This window comes from Asanoa ferruginea, assembly GCF_003387075.1.
Taxonomy (GTDB): domain Bacteria; phylum Actinomycetota; class Actinomycetes; order Mycobacteriales; family Micromonosporaceae; genus Asanoa; species Asanoa ferruginea.
This window is the reverse complement of the sequence record NZ_QUMQ01000001.1, coordinates 6638826-6653629: the sequence shown is the minus strand read 5'-3', so window position 1 is coordinate 6653629 and position 14804 is coordinate 6638826. Positions and strand designations below refer to the sequence as shown.

The following is a 14804-nucleotide window of genomic DNA, read 5'->3' as shown; positions in this document are numbered from 1 at the left end:
CCGGCGCGCCGTCGCGGGGCGCGGGCCCGGGTGCGCCCGTACCCTGGCGCTTTGTGTCGACCGTGTGGGCCGTGCTGCTGCTGGCCGTGGTGCTGGCGTTCGCGGTGGTCCGCCCGCGCGGGCTGCCGGAGGCGACCGCCGCGGTGCCGGCCGCCGCGATCGCGATCGGCGGCGGGCTGGTGCCGTGGGCGGCGGCCCGCGACGAAATGATCATGCTGGGTCCCACCGTCGGCTTCCTCGCGGCGATCCTGGCGCTGGCCCACCTGGCCGACTCCTGGGGCGTGTTCGCGTTCGCCGGCGGGCTGGCCGCCCGGGCCTCGCGGGGCAGCCCGACCCGGCTGCTGACCGTCGTGTTCGCGATCGCCGCCGCGGTCACCGCGGTGCTCAGCCTCGACGCTACGGTCGTGCTGCTCACGCCCGTCGTGTTCGCGACCGCGGCGGCGGCCGGCGTGCGGGCCCGGCCGCAGGTCTACGCGTGCACCCACCTGGCCAACGCCGGGTCGCTGCTGCTGCCGGTGGCCAACCTGACCAACCTGCTCGCGTTCGGCGCGACCGGACTCACCTTCCTCGGCTTCGCGGGCATGATGGCGCTGCCCTGGCTGGCCGTGCTGGCGGTCGAGTACGCGGTGTTCCGGTGGTTCTTCGCCGGCGACCTGGCGACCCCGGCCCGGCCCGTGCCGGTCGAGCCGGCGCCGGCACCGCGCTTCGCGCTGGCCGTGCTGGCGCTGACCCTGGCCGGCTTCGCCGCCGCCGAGCCGATGGGAGTGGCGCCGGCCTGGATCGCGGCCGGCGGCGCCGTCGTTCTGGCAGTGCCTCTCGTGGTACGCGCACCGCGCCGCGCCCGGGCCGCCTGGGCGATCGTGCTGGAGACCAACCCGCTGTTCTGCTTCTTCGTGTTCGCGCTCGGCGTGGTGGTGCTGGCGCTGCGCCAGCACGGCCTGGACGACCTGATCACCGCGCTGACGCCGCACAGCGCCGACCTGCTCGGCCTGCTGGCCGTGGCCGGCCTGGCCGCGCTGCTGGCCAACCTGGTCAACAACGTGCCGGCCACGCTGGTGCTGGTGCCGGTGGTGGCGCACTCCCCCGGCCTGGTGCTGGCCGCTTTGATCGGGGTCAACGTCGGCCCGAACCTGACCTACGTCGGCTCGCTGGCCACGCTGCTCTGGCGGCGGATCCTGCACGCCCGCGACGAGCCACCGGCCACGGGGGCGTTCCTGCGGCTCGGCGCGATCTCGGTGCCGGCGTGTCTGCTCGCGGCGGTTGTCGCGCTATGGGTGGCTCTGAAACTATCCACAGTGTTATGAAGGTGGTCGTCTGGTTGGCCGAGGGCACCTGGCAGGCGTGCGTCGACGCCGCCGCCGAGGTGGCGCCCCCGTCCGCGTCGATCACCCTGCTGCACGTCACCGACCCGGCGCTGGCCGACGACGTGTCCGACGCGTTCGCCGGGCTGGTCGGTCGCGGTTCGCGCGGGCCCGATCCGGGCGCCGCGATCAGCGCCGCCGCCGCGCGCTCCGAGGAGGCGATGCTGGCGGCCGCCGCGGCCCGGCTCGACCGCGCGTCGTCGCCGGTGCGCCGGCACGGCCGGCTGGAGCGCGAGGTGGTCGCCGCGGCCGAGGGCGCCGACCTGCTGGTGGTGGCCCGCGACGGTCCGGTCACCCGGCTCGGGCCGCGCAGCCTCAACCCGCCGACCCGGTTCGTCGTCGACCACGCGCCGTGCGCGGTGCTGCTGGTCTGGCCGACCGCTCCGCCGGCCGTCGACACGATCCCGCCGCCGCCGCACAAGGCAGCGCCGCCACACAAGGCCGCGCCGCCGAAGAAGGCGCCGCCGCCGCCGCACTGACTGAGCGGTCGGTGCCGCAGGTGACGATCTTTCGCGATTCTCACCCGGGCGATCTGTGATTGCGAAGATCAACCGATGGACTGTCCGTCCGTGCGGCAGCGAGGCTCAGTCAACGCGCCGGCTCGGAAGGGACGGGAGCCATGACCAAGAATCTCAGCCGCCGACAGCTACTCGCGGTCGCCGGACTGGGTGCGACCGCGGCGCTCACCGGTTGCTCCTCGGTCGCCGCGGGGCTGAGCACCTCGCGGGAAACCGGAACGCTCGACTTCTGGAATCTGTTCGGCGGCGGCGACGGCGTACGCATGCAGCAGATGCTCGATGGTTATCGGGCCGAACACGCCGACGTCGAACTCGCCGCCGTCACGCTGGCCTGGGGAAACCCCTACTACACGAAGCTGTCGCTGGCCACGCTCGGCGACCGCCCGCCCGAGGTCGCCATCTCGCACCTGACCCGGATGAAGAACCTGGTCCGAGCCGACCTGCTCGAAGAACTGCGCCCCGACGACCTGGCCAGGCACGGGATGACCCCGGACAAGTTCAACCAGCGGGCCTGGGAGGCGGCGCTGGTCGACGGCAAGGCCTACTGCATCCCGATCGACACGCACCCGTTCGTGATGTTCTACAACACCGACATCTGCCAGCAGGCCGGCCTGCTCGACTCGGCCGGCAAGCTCACGCCGTTGGACAGCGAGGCGGCTTTCACCGACGCGATGAAGAAGGCGAAGGCGGTCACCGGCGAGTTCGGCGGCGCGCTGGCGTTCGTCTCCGAGACGTCGACGCCGTGGCGGATGTTCCAGTCGTTCTACTCGCAACTCGGCGGGCAGATGCTGGCCGACGACGGCACCAAGGTGGTGATCGACGAGGCGAAGGCGACCCAGGTGCTCACGTTCATGCGGAGCCTCACCCGAGACGGGCTGTTCCCCAACCCCATCGACTATCAGGGCTCGATCGCGATGTTCGCCAACGGCCAGACCGCTTTCCTGTTCCAGGGCGAGTGGGAGATCACCACGTTCCAGACGGCCAAGATGCCGTTCAGCATGACGCTGTTCCCCAACGTGTTCGGGGGAAGCAACTACGCGGTGCAGGCCGACTCACATACGTTCGTGCTGCCCCGCCAGCCCAGCCACGACGCGGCGCGGCTCGACCGGTCGCTCACCTTCGTCCGGTCCATGTTGGACCAGAGCAAGACCTGGACGGAGGGTGGCCACGTCCCGTTGTGGCTGCCGTTCGCCGAGGGCGCCGAATACGCGCAGATGAGCCCGCAGTCCAACTACGCGTCGGCTGCTGACGCGGCCGCGTACGACGCCGAGGGCTGGTATTCGGGTTCCGGGTCGAACTTCGAGATCATCACCGGCTCGGCGATCGGCGACGTCCTGTCCGGCGCCGCGTCACCGCAACAGGCCATCGCCCAGATGCGTGGCAGCCTCGAGCAGCTCGCAGGCACCCCGTCACCGCTGTAGCACCCTCCGTGCGTCGTGGGAGGCACCCGTGTCCACGCAGACATCCGACCAGACCGACACCGACGCCCGCCGGGGCATCGCGCCGACGGCTCCACGCCGGCGCGCGGCGCCGCAGGGCCGGGCGGCATCGGCGTTTCTCGCTCCGTTCGCCGTCCTCTATCTGCTCTTCATCATCGGCCCGGCGCTCTACGGGCTGGTGCTGAGCTTCACCGACGCCAGCCTGGTCAAGCCGGGCCTCAACGGCGCCGCCGGCTTGCGCAACTACGCGGAAGCGTTGAGTAGCAGCGACTTCTGGTCGTCGCTCTGGCACACGCTGTGGTTCACGATCCTGACCACGCCGCCGTTGGTGATCCTCGGGTTCGTGCTGGCCCTGCTGGCCAACCGGGTCGCCCGTGGCCGGTGGTTCTTCCGGCTGGCCTTCTTCGCGCCCTACATCCTGCCGTCCGCGGTCGTCGCGCTGATCTGGATGTGGCTCTACACACCGGCGCTGGGTCTGCTCGACACGGCGCTGGCCAAGGTGGGCATGACCGCGCCGAGCTGGCTGGGCGACGCCGCCTGGGCGATGCCGTCGCTGGCCATCACCACCGTCTGGTGGACGCTCGGCTTCAACTTCATCCTCTACCTCGCCGGGCTCCAGGAGATACCCCGCGACCTCTACGAGGCGGCCGCGATGGATGGGGCCGGGCCGTGGCAGCAGGTCCGCCGGATCACCATCCCGATGCTCGGCCGGACCACCACGCTGGTCGCGGTGTTGCAGGTGATCGCGTCGCTCAAGGTCTTCGACCAGATGTATCTGATGACCAGCGGCGGGCCCAACTTCGCCACCCGCTCAATCCTGCAACTCGTCTACGACGAGGGCTTCACCAACTATCGCGTCGGCTACGCCGCGGCCGTGTCGATGCTGTTCTTCCTCGTGGTCCTCGCGGTGTCGGCCGTCTGGTTCACGCTCGTGCGCCGGCAGGAGAAGGTGGTGTGACGATGGCGACTCTTACCGCGTCCGACGGTCTGACCATGGATCGGATCCATCGCCGCGAGAAGCTGTTCAACCGGATCTGCGCCGGCGTGCTGATCGCCTTCGCGCTGATCTGGCTCGTCCCGTTGCTGTGGGCGGTCGACACGGCCGTCAAGCCCAACGCGGAGACGACGCGCACGACGTGGCTGATCGACAACCCGACGCTCGACGCGTTCACCCGCACGCTGCGCGACACCGACATGTGGAGTTGGTACGGCGCCTCGTTCATCGTCTCCAGCCTCGCCGCGATCGGCACCGTGCTGGTGGCCAGCATGGCCGCGTTCGCCCTGTCCCGCATGCGGTTCCGCTACAAGAACATCGTGTTCTGGGCGATTCTGGCCGGCATCATGATCCCGGGCCAGGTGCTGATCGTGCCGTGGTTCCGCGAGTTCGACGCGCTGCGGCTGCTCAACACCTACTGGGCGGTGATCCTGCCGCAGATCCCGGCCGCGATCGCGGTGTTCATCTTCAAGCAGTTCTTCGACGGGCTGCCGCGCGACCTCGAGGAGGCGGCCCGGATGGACGGCGCCAGCTTCTTCCGGGTCTACCGCCGGATCGTGCTGCCGCTGGCCCGCCCGGCGGTGGCGGCCGTCGCCATCTTCACGTTCGTGACGACCTGGAACGACCTGCTCTGGCCGTTGCTGGTGCTGAGCAACCCTGACCTGATGACGGTGCCGGTCGGCCTCGCGACGGTCCAGGGCGCGTTCGGCATCCGGTACGCGGACACGATGGCATCGGCGATCCTCGGCGCGATCCCGCTGGTGGCCGTGTTCCTGCTCTTCCAGCGCCAGATCGTGCAGGGCATCGCGGGTTCCGGTCTCAAGGGCTGACCTCGCGCACCGCGCATCAGGCATCAGGCATCTGACATCTGACATCGTCCAGGAGGTTTCGTGCAGTTCGCATCGCTCACCGTCGACCCGGCGTTCCGCATCGGCGAGGTCGATCCGCGCCTCTACGGCAGCTTCGTCGAGCACCTCGGCCGGTGCGTCTACGAGGGGATCCACGAGCCGGGCCACCCGGAGGCCGACGAACACGGCTTCCGGCGCGACGTGGCGGCGCTGACCCGGGAGCTGGGCGTGCCGATCGTGCGTTATCCGGGCGGCAACTTCGTCTCCGGTTACCACTGGGAAGACGGCATCGGCCCGGTCGCTGACCGGCCGACCAGGATCGATCTCGCCTGGCGCACGATCGAGCCCAATCATGTCGGCGTCGACGAGTTCCAGCGGTGGGCCGGGTCGGTCGGCGCGGAAACGATGATGGCGGTGAACCTCGGGACCCGCGGCATCGACGCGGCCCGCAACCTCGTCGAATACTGCAACCATCCGTCCGGCACCTACTGGTCCGACCGCCGGCGGGCCAACGGCGCGGCTGACCCGTACGCCATCAAGGTCTGGTGCCTGGGCAACGAGATGGACGGGCCGTGGCAGATCGGCCACAAGACGGCTGTCGAGTATGGACGGTTGGCGGCCGAGACGGGCAAGGCGATGCGGCTGGTCGACCCGTCGATCGAGCTGGTGGCGTGCGGCAGTTCGTCGCTGGCGATGCCGACGTTCGGCTCGTGGGAGGCGACGGTGCTGGCGGAGACCTACGAGGTGGCCGACTACGTCTCGATGCACGCCTACTACCAGGAGCGCGACGGTGACCGCGACAGCTTCCTCGCGTCGGCGGTCGACATGGACGCGTTCATCGACGCGGTGGTCGCGACGGCCGACCACGTGCGGGCGGTGGGCCGGCACCGCAAGCGGATCAACATTTCGTTCGACGAGTGGAACGTCTGGTATCAGACCCGGTTCGCCGGTGAGAAGAACCTCGACATCGAGCAGACGCCCCGGCTGATCGAAGACGTCTACTCGGTGACCGACGCGGTGGTCGTCGGCGATCTGCTGATCAGCCTGCTCCGGCACGCCGACCGGGTGCGGATCGGCTGCCAGGCCCAGTTGGTCAACGTGATCGGCCTGATCATGACCGAGCCCGGCGGCCCGGCGTGGCGGCAGAGCAGCTACCACCCGTTCGCACTCACATCTCGCCACGGACGCGGCACGGTGTTGCGATTGGAGCCAACCAGTCCCGTATACGAGACCGCCGCCCACGGCCCGGTCCCAGTGCTGGACGCGGTGGCGGTCCAGGGCGAAGATTCCGTGGTCCTGTTCGCCGTCAACCGCGACCAGCGGCAGGAGCTGACGCTCGACGTCGACCTGCGGGCGCTGCCGTCGCTGGCCGTGGCGGAGCACGTGGCCCTGTTCGACGACGACCCCGACGCGGTCAACGACGCGACCAACCCCGACCGGGTGACGCCCCGCCGCCTCGACCCGCCCAAGGCCGACGGCGGCCGCGTCCAGGCGGTGCTGCCGCCGCTGTCCTGGAACATGATCCGGTTGACTACAGCGCGATGAGGCCGGCCCGGGTCGGGATGAACCCGCACGCGTCGTAGAAGGGCTGGAGCGCGGGCTCGAAGTCGACATGCAACCAGGCGCAACCGGCGGCCCGGGCCCCGTCGGTGGCGGCCGCGACCAGCGCGGCGCCGACCCCCTGCCGCCGGGCGGTGGACGCGACGACGGTGTCCAGGACGAACGCGTGCGTGGCACCGTCCCACGCCACGTTGACGAAGCCGACCAGCGTGCCGCCGGCCCGCGCACAGACCCACCCGAGACTGTGCCGGTTGACCCGGTCCCACCAGTCCTCTGGCGTGGCCGGTTGCCCGAACCCCTCGGCGTGCAACGCCGCGACCTCGGCGCTGTCGAAGTCGCCGCGCCAGCGGTAGGTAACCGTCATCGCAGTCGCCTCGCGAGGCCGAACCGCAGACCGGCCTCGCCCCGCCACGGGGACGTGATCGCCATCATTTCTCCCCTCATCGGGTAGACGCGTGGTCCGCTCCTGGAACCAAGACTGCCACCGCGATCAGCTCGCCATACCCGACGCACGAACGCTCCGGCCACGCTGTCGCCCGGCCGCCACCACGAACAACCCCCACACCCGGCGCCAGGCCGCCTGACCGCGCTCGGGCTGACCGCCACCACGAACAACCCGCCACACCCAGCGCCAGGCCACCCGGCCACGCTCGGGCTGACCGCCACCACGAACAACGCGCCATGCCGACCGGCGGCCGCCGCCACACTGAGCCGCGCGCGGAGCGCTCGCACCGTCCCGCGAGCTGATAGGTCGCGAGCGGTCAGCTTGCCAGGTTGACGCGCGACTCGCGGGGGTCGCGCCAGCCCTCCCGCCGGGACAGCTCCCGCGCGATGGCGACCAGCGCCAGCACCGCCCGGGCCGGCTGCTCCGCTCGCCAGAGCACCGACCACGGATAGCGCGGGACCACCGGTGCGAGGGGCCGCCACCGGGCCGGCGCCGCCAGGTCGGCGGTCGAGGCCGGCGCGCACATCACGCAGCAACCACCGACCACCAGGTCCACGGCGGCGCGCAGGTTCAGCGCGCTGCCGCAGAACGCCGCCGGCACGAACCCGGCCGTGCGGCAGATCTCGGCCACGAACTCGGCCAGCTCCGGCGCCCGGGACTCGTCGGGCATCAGCAGGGTCTCCCCCGCCAGCGCGGACACCGGCACGACCGGCAGCCGGGCCAGCCGGTGACCGTCGGGCACCAGCACGCCGAGCGGGTCGAGCCGGAACAGTTCCGAGGCGATCTGTGGCGGGGCCGCGCAGCTACGGCCGATGCCGACGTCCAAGCGGCCGTCGGCGAGCATCCGGCACTGCTCGGGCACGCCCACCTGGACCTGGTGGACCTCCAGTTCCGGGTAGCGGGCGCGGAGTGTCCGCAGCACCGGCCGGGCCGCCTCGTAGCCCTCGTCGAGCAGACCGACCCGCAGCGCCGGCGGTGCCGATGTCAGGCCCTGGGCCAGGCCGGCCGCCCGGTCGACGTGCTCGATGATCTGGCGCGCTTCCAGCAGGAAACGCGAGCCGGCCGCGGTCAGTTCGATGTGTCGGGTGGTGCGGTGCACCAGCACCACGCCGAGGGTGCGTTCGAGCCGCTGGACCTGCTGGCTCAGCGCCGACTGCACGATGTGCTCGCGGGCGGCGGCGCGGCCGAAGTGGAGTTCCTCGGCCAACGAGATGAAGTAGCGCAATTGGCGCAGCTCGATGCGCGCCGCGGCGACGGCGTCCGGGACGCCGGAGGTCGGTCGGTTGTCGATTCGGCGAGGGAAGGCGGGGGATGCGCCCAACTCGGCCATGTCGGCGCGCCTCTCTGCATATGAACATGAATGTTAGCGCTAACAATTCATGGCATGAACGGGCGATGTCAAGCGTGTGACGGGAAAGATGAAACGGTTCAGCGGGTCGAGCTCTGCCGGACCACCAGCTCGGCCGGCACGACCGCCCGGCGCTCAAGCGGCCGCCCGGCCGCCACCTGCTCGACCAGCTACGGAGCACCGCCGGTGCGCGGAATCGACGTTCAGCGCGGGTCGACGCCGATGGGTGCGAGGAGGTCGGCCGTGCGGTCGAGCAGTTCCCGCTGGATCGCCGGAGCCTCGGCCGTGGGATTGGGCCGGGTCGGCTCGCGTTCGTCGAAGTAGCGGCCGTTGATCGACCCGGGCAGTCGGGCGACGTGCAGGATGTTGTCGGCGCCGCGCTCGGGTGCCGCGCCCTGGATCGAGAACATGTCGTTGAGCAGGCGCGACCGGATGACGCCCGGGTGCACGCTCGCCGCCTCCGCCGTCCCGCCGTCGAGCCGGCCGGCCAGCCAGCAGGTGAAGGTCACGATCGCGAGCTTCGACCGGGCGTACGCGCCGACCGCCGAGTAGCCGCCGCTGGCCAGGCCGAGATCGTCGAGGCCGAGGTCGGCGGTCAGGTGTGTGGCGCTGGCGATGTTGAGCACCCGACCCAGGCGCGCGCGCAGCGTCGTGCAGAGCACCACCGTCGACAGGTAGTTGGTCTGCAGCGTCGCCTCGATGCCGTCGGCGGTGCGCTCACGCCGTTGCGGGCCGGGCCGGGCGGCATTGTTGATCAGCAGGTCGACGTGGGATGCCGCCACCTTGATGTCGGCCGCGAGGCCCGACACCTGGTCGAGGTGGCCGTAGTCGGCCTGGAGGTAGGTGACCCGGCCCGCGAGGCCGTCGAGCAGCCCGGCCACCTCGGCGCGCGTCTGGAGGCCGTGCAGGATCAGGTGGCCGACGTGGCCCGCGAGCTTGAGCGCGGTGGCGCGGCCGATGCCGTCGGTGGCACCGGTCAACACCACGGTGCGATCGGTCAGGTCCATCAACGATCAATCTAGCGCGGAACGTTTTTGCCGTTCTGGCAAAGAAGATTGCCACCCTGCTGGGGACGGGTGCACGTTGACGCGATGGATGAGCAGTTCTGGAACGAGTTGTACGGCAGTCGCGAGCAGCTGTTCAGCGGCAGACCCAACGGGGTGCTGGTCGCCGAGGTGACCGACCTGCCGCCGGGGCGGGCCCTCGACGTGGGGTGCGGTGAGGGCGGCGACGCGCTGTGGCTGGCCGCGCGCGGCTGGCAGGTCACCGGGATCGACATCTCGCGGACCGCGCTGTCCCGCGCGGCCGCCGCGGACCGCACCGGTCGCGCGGTGTGGACCCGCGTCGACCTGACCCGCGAGGCTCCCCCGGCCGGGCCGTTCGACCTGGTCTCCGCGCAGTATGTCCCGCTGCCGCATCAGCCGGACCACGCCGCGGTGCGCGCCCTGCTGTCCGCCGTCGCGCCCGGCGGCACGCTGCTCGTCGCCGGGCACGACCTGGCCGACCTGCGGCCGGGCGACGCGCCCGGGTTCGACCCGGCCGACTTCTACCAGCCCGACGAGATCGCCCGGCTGCTCGGCGACGACTGGAAAATCGTGACCAACGAGAGCCGGCTGCGCACCGCACCCGCGCCCGAAGGCACCGCGCACGTCCGCGATATCGTCCTGCGGGCCCAACGCCTACGGTGAGAGAGACGCGCCGATGACCGTTCCCGACCTGTCGACCCTGCGGGCCCGCCGGCCACCGGCCGACCGGCCGAAAGGGCCCGCGCTGGCCCACATCGACGACCGCGACGGGCCCGGCGGGCTGCGGCTGCGCCACTACCGGCCGCGGGAGGAAGCGCGGCCGCTCGTGGTGTTCGTCCACGGTGGCGGGTTCGTCATGTGCGACCTCGACTCGCATGACCGCACCTGCCGGCGGATCGCCGACGCGTGCGACGTGGAGGTGCTGGCCGTCGACTACCGGCGCGCGCCGGAGCACCCCTATCCCGCGGCCATCGACGACGTCGTCGCGGTGCTGCGCTGGGCCGCGCCGGTCGCGGTGGCCGGTGACAGTGCCGGCGGCTATCTGGCCACCATGGCCTGCCTGCGGCTGCGTGACGCGGGCGAGCGTCTGCCGGCCGCGCAGATCCTGGTCTGCCCCAACACCGATTTGACGCTTTCGCAGCCCAGCATCGTGGAGAAGGGCACTGGCCACGGGCTCGACGCCGACTTCCTGGAGTGGGTCGTCGCGCAGTGGACGCCCGACCCGGCCGACCGGGCGCCGGCCAGCCCGCTGCTCGCGGCCGACCTGCGTGGCCTGCCGGCGGCCGTGATCGTGACCGCGGAGCATGACGCGCTGCGCGACGAGGGCGACGCCTACGCCCGGCGGCTGGCCGACGCGGGCGTCCGGGTCCGGCACCGCCAGGAGCCGGGCCTCGAACACGGGTTCATCCAGAACATGGACCTGACCTCCGCCGCCGCGGCCGCGGCGGCTGACCGGTTGTTCGCCGACATCAGGGCCTTGACAACCGGGTAGGTCTAGAGTGGACGATGCGGCGTGCGGATTCTTGTGGTCGGTGGCAGTGGTCTGATCGGCGCCCATGTCGTCGACGTGTTGCGCGAGCGCGGGCACGGGGTGACGACCGCGGCGCGCACCGCGCGACCGGGCGTCGACCACACGCTCGACGTCACGTCGGCGTCACTCGACGAGCTCGCGCTGTTGCTCGCCGGCCACGACGGCGTCGTCTACGCCACCCGCACCGACGAGCAGCGGCCGGTTCCCAAGCCCATCTACCCGCGCTTCCGCCAGGACATGGTCGAGCCGGTGGTGCGGTTGTTCACCGCGGCGCGCGACCAGGGCCTCACCCGCGGCGTGGTGCTGGGCTCCTACTACACCTACTTCGACCGGCTCCGTCCACAGTGGCGCCTGACAGACCGGCACGCCTACATCCGGTGCCGGGCCGAGCAGGCGGCCGAGGGACGGGCGGCGGCTGGGCCGGACCTGCCGGTCGCCGTGGTCGAGTTGCCCTTCGTCTTCGGCCGGGCCGGCGACGTGCTGCCCAACTGGTCGGGCCCGCTGGAGCGGTGGGCCCGGTCGCGTTCGCCGCTGCTGGTCCCGGCCGGCGGAAGCGCCGCGATCTCCGCGCGCAGCGTCGCCGAGATCACCGTCGACGCGCTCGAACAGGCCCGCGGCGACGACATCCCGGTGGCCGACGAGAACCTCACCTGGCACGAGATGCTCACCCGCATCAGCGAGGCGGTCGGCCGGCGCCGCCGGGTTGGTCGCCTGCCCGGCGCCGTCGTGCGCGCCGCGCTGGGGTCGGGCAGCCTGTTGCAGGCCTTGGCCCGCAAGGAATCGGGCGTCAACCACCGCTATCTCGCCGGTCTCATGCTCGCCGAACTGTTCGTCGAACCGACCACCGGCCGGCCGCTGGGCCCGGCGCTGCGCGAAACGTTCGCGAACCCGCCCGACGCTCCCGCCGCCGGTGCGAAGGTGGGGTGATGGACGATCCCGAGCAGTTCATGCGCGGGGTGCTGGGCATGTGGACCCAGACCGACGCGAAGGCCAGGCTGGCCGCCATCGAGGAGCATTTCGACCCGGGCGCCCGGTTGCGCGACGAGAACGGCGACCTGGTCGGCTACGGCGCGATCGACGACTACAGCGGCAGCCTGCGCAACCGCTATCCGGACGCGCGGTTCACCCTGGTCAGCACCGACGCGATGGCCGACGCGGTGCGCACGATCTGGACCCTGGGCCCGCCGGACCGGCCCGACCTGGTGACCGGCATGGACTTCGCGATCCTCGACCACGACCGGATCACCCGCCTGTACGCGTTTGTGGACGAGCCGGAGTAACCAGGCTTTCGCGCAGACTCGCCAGCAGCGTCAGGGTGGTCGCGAGAGCGGCCGGGTCGAGGGTCTGCTCCAGGTCGCGGGCCCAGGCGGCCCGGCGCGGCTCGATCTCGGCCAGCGCGGCAAGGCCGGCACCGGTCAGCGTGAACAGCGGCGCCCGGGCGTCGCCGGGGTTCGGTGACCGGGCGACCAGGCCGGCGTGCTCCAGCCGTTCCATCCCCTCACGGGCGCTCTGCCGGCGCAGGCCGCGCCGCCGGGCCACCGCCGCGATCGTCGCCGGGGCGTCCTGCAACGCCCCGAGCAGCAGCCAGCGGGCGGCGGTCAGGCCGAGGTCGGCGACCAGCGCGTCGCCCTGCGCGGTGAACCCGCCGGAGACCGCGATCACGGCGTCGACGAGGCGGGTGACCGCGTCGCCGGGCTGCGGCTCAGCCGGCATCGACCAGGCAGACCAGGTGCCCGTCGGGGTCGCGGACCACGGCCATCCGCTCGCCCCAGGGCTGCGCGGCCGGCGGGTCGACGACCGCTCCCCCGCCCGCCGACCAGCGGGCGACGACGTCGTCGAGACCGGCCACCACGAAGGACGCGGCGACCGAGGTGTCGCTCGGCGCGGAGGCGCGTTCGTGCAGGAGCACCGAGAGGCCGTCGCCGGCGGTGAGCGTCGCGAGGCCGCCGCCGGAGGCGGCCACCGGGAGACCGAGCAGATCGCCGTAGAAGGTCAGCGCCCGGGGCAGCGAGCCGGTCGAGACCACGACGCGGAACAGGTGGGTCATGCCCTCGACTATAACGACAGGTCCCTGTCAAACGCTACTCGATAGTCAGGATGCCGTTCTCGAGCACCGCCGGGGTCAGGTGGCGGTAGCCAAGGGTGTCGAACGCGACGGTCAACTCGTGGTCGTCGCGGCTCAGCAGCGTCCCCTCGCCCCACAGCTTGTGCCGGACCCGGACAGCGTCGTGGTCGGGCTCGTGGCGGCGCCCGACGTTGGCCTTCGACGGTTGGGCCTTGACGGCCGCGGCGGCCTCGTCGTTGTCGCACGAGCCGCACGGCGGTTCGTAATGCTCGCCGAAGTAGCCGAGCAGGTCGGCGCGACGGCAGCGGACGGTCTCCGCGTACTCGCGGGCGGCCTCGATCCGGGACTGGAGGATCGACTGCTGGCGGCCACCTTCCTTGGTCACCAACGCGAACGTGTCAGGTGGCAGCCGGTCGGGCTTGACCATCCCGTCGCTGCCGTCCGGCTCGAGGAAACCGAGTTCCTCCAACTCCTCGACCACCCGCAGCACCTGCTGGCGGCTGACCCCGCTGCTCTCGACCACCGAGGCGACGCCGACCCGGCCGGGCGCGGCCTCGATCGCGTCGATGATCTTGTGCAGGGTGGCCGGCGACATCCGGGAACGCGCGGCCAGCAGCCGTGGGATGCGGATCGTCCGCTGGTCGTAGACCACCACCGCCCGGGCCGGCTGCCCGTCACGGCCGGCGCGGCCGATCTCCTGGTAGTACTCGTCGAGGCTGCCCGGCACGCCCGCGTGCACGACCGTGCGTACATCCGGCTTGTCGATGCCCATCCCGAACGCGCTGGTCGCCACCACCACGTCGATCCGCCCGGCGAGAAAGTCGTCCTGCACCTGCGCGCGCCGGGCCGCCGGCAGCCCCGCGTGGTAGGGCGCGGCCTGGTAGGCGTCGAGCCCGAGCCGGTCGGCCAACGCCTCGCAGCGGGCGTGGGTCAGCGCGTACACCAGTGCGGGTGCGTCGTTGGCCAGCACCACCTCGACGGTGCGGTCGTCGATCGCCTGGTCTTCCGGGAGGCCGTGCCGGGTGCGCCGGACCGCGAGGTGGATGTTGGGCCGGTCAAAATCGGTGACCACGATCTTCGGTGTACGCATCTTCAGCTCGCGGGCGATGTCGGCCTGCACCGGCGGCGCCGCGGTGGCCGTCAGCGCCAGCATCGGCGGGCCGCCCAGCGACTCGACGATCGACGGCAGCCGCAGGTATTCCGGTCGGAAGTCGCGGCCCCACTGGCTGACCAGGTGTGCCTCGTCGACCGTGAAGAGCGTGACGCCCGAGATCGCGGCGATCGACTCCTCGTTGGCAAGCTGTTCGGGGCCGAGCATCACGAAGTCGACCTGCCCGGCGCGCAGCCCCTCCAGGGCCGCCCGCCGCTCGCCGACGTGCTGCGACGAGTTGAGCATGACCACCCGCACCGGCTCACCGGAGGGCTTCGACTTCCTGGACAGCCCGGCCAACTGGTCACGTTGGAGCGCGATCAGCGGCGAGACCACCACGGTCAGCCCGCCCAGCACCAGCCCGCACACCTGGTAGATGGCACTCTTGCCGCTGCCGGTCGGGAGCACGGCCAGCGTGTCGCGGCCCGCGGCGGCCGACTCAGCGGCAGCCCGCTGGCCTGGTCGCAAATCGAACCCGAACACCGCCTGCGCGACGCGGTCGATCTCTTCCATCCACCCG

The 14804-nt window shown here is 71.7% G+C and carries 16 protein-coding genes; 10 read left to right on the top strand and 6 right to left on the bottom strand.

Features of this window, described 5'->3' with window-relative positions:
• Positions 1 to 53 precede the first annotated feature (53 nt).
• The 6 genes from DFJ67_RS31060 (at position 54) to arfA (ending at position 6705) form a co-directional block, all read left to right on the top strand.
• On the top strand, positions 54 to 1304 hold the full coding sequence (locus tag DFJ67_RS31060) for an ArsB/NhaD family transporter (RefSeq protein ID WP_116071593.1): 1251 nt from the start codon (positions 54 to 56) through the stop codon (positions 1302 to 1304).
• Positions 1301 to 1840 carry a universal stress protein gene (locus DFJ67_RS31055; protein WP_116071591.1) on the top strand — a complete coding sequence of 180 codons (540 nt, stop codon included), beginning with the start codon at positions 1301 to 1303 and terminating at the stop codon, positions 1838 to 1840. The genes DFJ67_RS31060 and DFJ67_RS31055 overlap by 4 nt, the downstream gene beginning before the upstream one ends.
• Before the next feature lie 140 nt (positions 1841 to 1980).
• Positions 1981 to 3300: an ABC transporter substrate-binding protein gene (locus tag DFJ67_RS31050; protein ID WP_116071589.1), complete on the top strand. Its 1320-nt coding sequence runs from the start codon at positions 1981 to 1983 to the stop codon at positions 3298 to 3300.
• A 28-nt stretch (positions 3301 to 3328) separates the two neighbouring features.
• Positions 3329 to 4276 (top strand): carbohydrate ABC transporter permease, encoded by a 948-nt coding sequence (locus tag DFJ67_RS31045; RefSeq protein WP_239096985.1) that lies wholly within the window; start codon positions 3329 to 3331, stop codon positions 4274 to 4276.
• Positions 4277 to 4278: 2 nt separating this feature from the next.
• Entirely contained in the window at positions 4279 to 5142 is an 864-nt protein-coding gene (locus DFJ67_RS31040) for a carbohydrate ABC transporter permease (RefSeq protein WP_116071587.1), read from the top strand.
• Positions 5143 to 5202: 60 nt separating this feature from the next.
• Positions 5203 to 6705, top strand: coding sequence for an arabinosylfuranosidase ArfA (gene arfA, locus DFJ67_RS31035; protein ID WP_116071585.1), 1503 nt, complete (start codon positions 5203 to 5205; stop codon positions 6703 to 6705).
• On the opposite strand, the gene DFJ67_RS31030 is transcribed toward arfA, so the two are convergent.
• From DFJ67_RS31030 to DFJ67_RS31020, 3 genes are all read right to left on the bottom strand, one after another.
• Positions 6692 to 7084 (bottom strand): GNAT family N-acetyltransferase, encoded by a 393-nt coding sequence (locus DFJ67_RS31030; protein WP_116071583.1) that lies wholly within the window; start codon positions 7082 to 7084, stop codon positions 6692 to 6694. The two genes, arfA and DFJ67_RS31030, sit on opposite strands and share 14 nt — an antisense overlap.
• A 397-nt stretch (positions 7085 to 7481) precedes the next feature.
• On the bottom strand, positions 7482 to 8495 hold the full coding sequence (locus DFJ67_RS31025; protein ID WP_116071581.1) for a LysR substrate-binding domain-containing protein: 1014 nt from the start codon (positions 8493 to 8495) through the stop codon (positions 7482 to 7484).
• Between the two features lie 221 nt (positions 8496 to 8716).
• On the bottom strand, positions 8717 to 9520 hold the full coding sequence (locus DFJ67_RS31020; protein WP_116071579.1) for an SDR family NAD(P)-dependent oxidoreductase: 804 nt from the start codon (positions 9518 to 9520) through the stop codon (positions 8717 to 8719).
• A gap of 84 nt (positions 9521 to 9604) precedes the next feature.
• On the opposite strand from DFJ67_RS31020, the gene DFJ67_RS31015 reads away from it, so the two are divergent.
• Genes DFJ67_RS31015 through DFJ67_RS31000 form a run of 4 tightly spaced genes read left to right on the top strand, consistent with a single transcriptional unit; the run spans position 9605 to position 12349 of the window.
• Positions 9605 to 10201 carry a class I SAM-dependent methyltransferase gene (locus DFJ67_RS31015; protein WP_116071577.1) on the top strand — a complete coding sequence of 199 codons (597 nt, stop codon included), beginning with the start codon at positions 9605 to 9607 and terminating at the stop codon, positions 10199 to 10201.
• Positions 10202 to 10214: 13 nt separating this feature from the next.
• A complete protein-coding gene (locus tag DFJ67_RS31010; protein WP_116071575.1) occupies positions 10215 to 11030 on the top strand; it encodes an alpha/beta hydrolase in 816 nt (271 codons plus the stop codon).
• Positions 11031 to 11051: 21 nt separating this feature from the next.
• A complete protein-coding gene (locus DFJ67_RS31005) occupies positions 11052 to 11996 on the top strand; it encodes an NAD-dependent epimerase/dehydratase family protein (RefSeq protein ID WP_116071573.1) in 945 nt (314 codons plus the stop codon).
• Positions 11996 to 12349, top strand: coding sequence for a nuclear transport factor 2 family protein (locus DFJ67_RS31000; protein ID WP_116071571.1), 354 nt, complete (start codon positions 11996 to 11998; stop codon positions 12347 to 12349). The genes DFJ67_RS31005 and DFJ67_RS31000 overlap by 1 nt, the downstream gene beginning before the upstream one ends.
• Here the strand turns inward: DFJ67_RS31000 and DFJ67_RS30995 are convergent.
• Genes DFJ67_RS30995 through DFJ67_RS30985 form a run of 3 tightly spaced genes read right to left on the bottom strand, consistent with a single transcriptional unit; the run spans position 12312 to position 14797 of the window.
• Positions 12312 to 12782, bottom strand: coding sequence for a MarR family winged helix-turn-helix transcriptional regulator (locus DFJ67_RS30995; protein WP_116071569.1), 471 nt, complete (start codon positions 12780 to 12782; stop codon positions 12312 to 12314). The two genes, DFJ67_RS31000 and DFJ67_RS30995, sit on opposite strands and share 38 nt — an antisense overlap.
• Positions 12772 to 13116: a VOC family protein gene (locus DFJ67_RS30990; RefSeq protein ID WP_116071567.1), complete on the bottom strand. Its 345-nt coding sequence runs from the start codon at positions 13114 to 13116 to the stop codon at positions 12772 to 12774. Before DFJ67_RS30990 ends, DFJ67_RS30995 begins: the two co-directional genes overlap by 11 nt.
• A 34-nt stretch (positions 13117 to 13150) precedes the next feature.
• Positions 13151 to 14797, bottom strand: a complete 1647-nt coding sequence (locus DFJ67_RS30985) for a RecQ family ATP-dependent DNA helicase (RefSeq protein ID WP_116071565.1) — start codon at positions 14795 to 14797, stop codon at positions 13151 to 13153.
• Positions 14798 to 14804: the final 7 nt, after the last annotated feature.

What these genes read in the sequence shown, in the direction of transcription:
- DFJ67_RS30990 (WP_116071567.1), bottom strand. Translation starts at nt 13,116, where the DNA reads ATGACCCACCTGTTCCGCGTCGTGGTCTCGACCGGCTCGCTGCCCCGG.
- DFJ67_RS31000 (WP_116071571.1), top strand. Translation starts at nt 11,996, where the DNA reads ATGGACGATCCCGAGCAGTTCATGCGCGGGGTGCTGGGCATGTGGACC.
- DFJ67_RS31010 (WP_116071575.1), top strand. Translation starts at nt 10,215, where the DNA reads ATGACCGTTCCCGACCTGTCGACCCTGCGGGCCCGCCGGCCACCGGCC.
- DFJ67_RS31030 (WP_116071583.1), bottom strand. Translation starts at nt 7,084, where the DNA reads ATGACGGTTACCTACCGCTGGCGCGGCGACTTCGACAGCGCCGAGGTC.
- DFJ67_RS31025 (WP_116071581.1), bottom strand. Translation starts at nt 8,495, where the DNA reads ATGGCCGAGTTGGGCGCATCCCCCGCCTTCCCTCGCCGAATCGACAAC.
- DFJ67_RS31015 (WP_116071577.1), top strand. Translation starts at nt 9,605, where the DNA reads ATGGATGAGCAGTTCTGGAACGAGTTGTACGGCAGTCGCGAGCAGCTG.
- DFJ67_RS31020 (WP_116071579.1), bottom strand. Translation starts at nt 9,520, where the DNA reads ATGGACCTGACCGATCGCACCGTGGTGTTGACCGGTGCCACCGACGGC.
- DFJ67_RS31040 (WP_116071587.1), top strand. Translation starts at nt 4,279, where the DNA reads ATGGCGACTCTTACCGCGTCCGACGGTCTGACCATGGATCGGATCCAT.
- DFJ67_RS31050 (WP_116071589.1), top strand. Translation starts at nt 1,981, where the DNA reads ATGACCAAGAATCTCAGCCGCCGACAGCTACTCGCGGTCGCCGGACTG.
- DFJ67_RS30995 (WP_116071569.1), bottom strand. Translation starts at nt 12,782, where the DNA reads ATGCCGGCTGAGCCGCAGCCCGGCGACGCGGTCACCCGCCTCGTCGAC.
- DFJ67_RS30985 (WP_116071565.1), bottom strand. Translation starts at nt 14,797, where the DNA reads ATGGAAGAGATCGACCGCGTCGCGCAGGCGGTGTTCGGGTTCGATTTG.
- DFJ67_RS31055 (WP_116071591.1), top strand. Translation starts at nt 1,301, where the DNA reads ATGAAGGTGGTCGTCTGGTTGGCCGAGGGCACCTGGCAGGCGTGCGTC.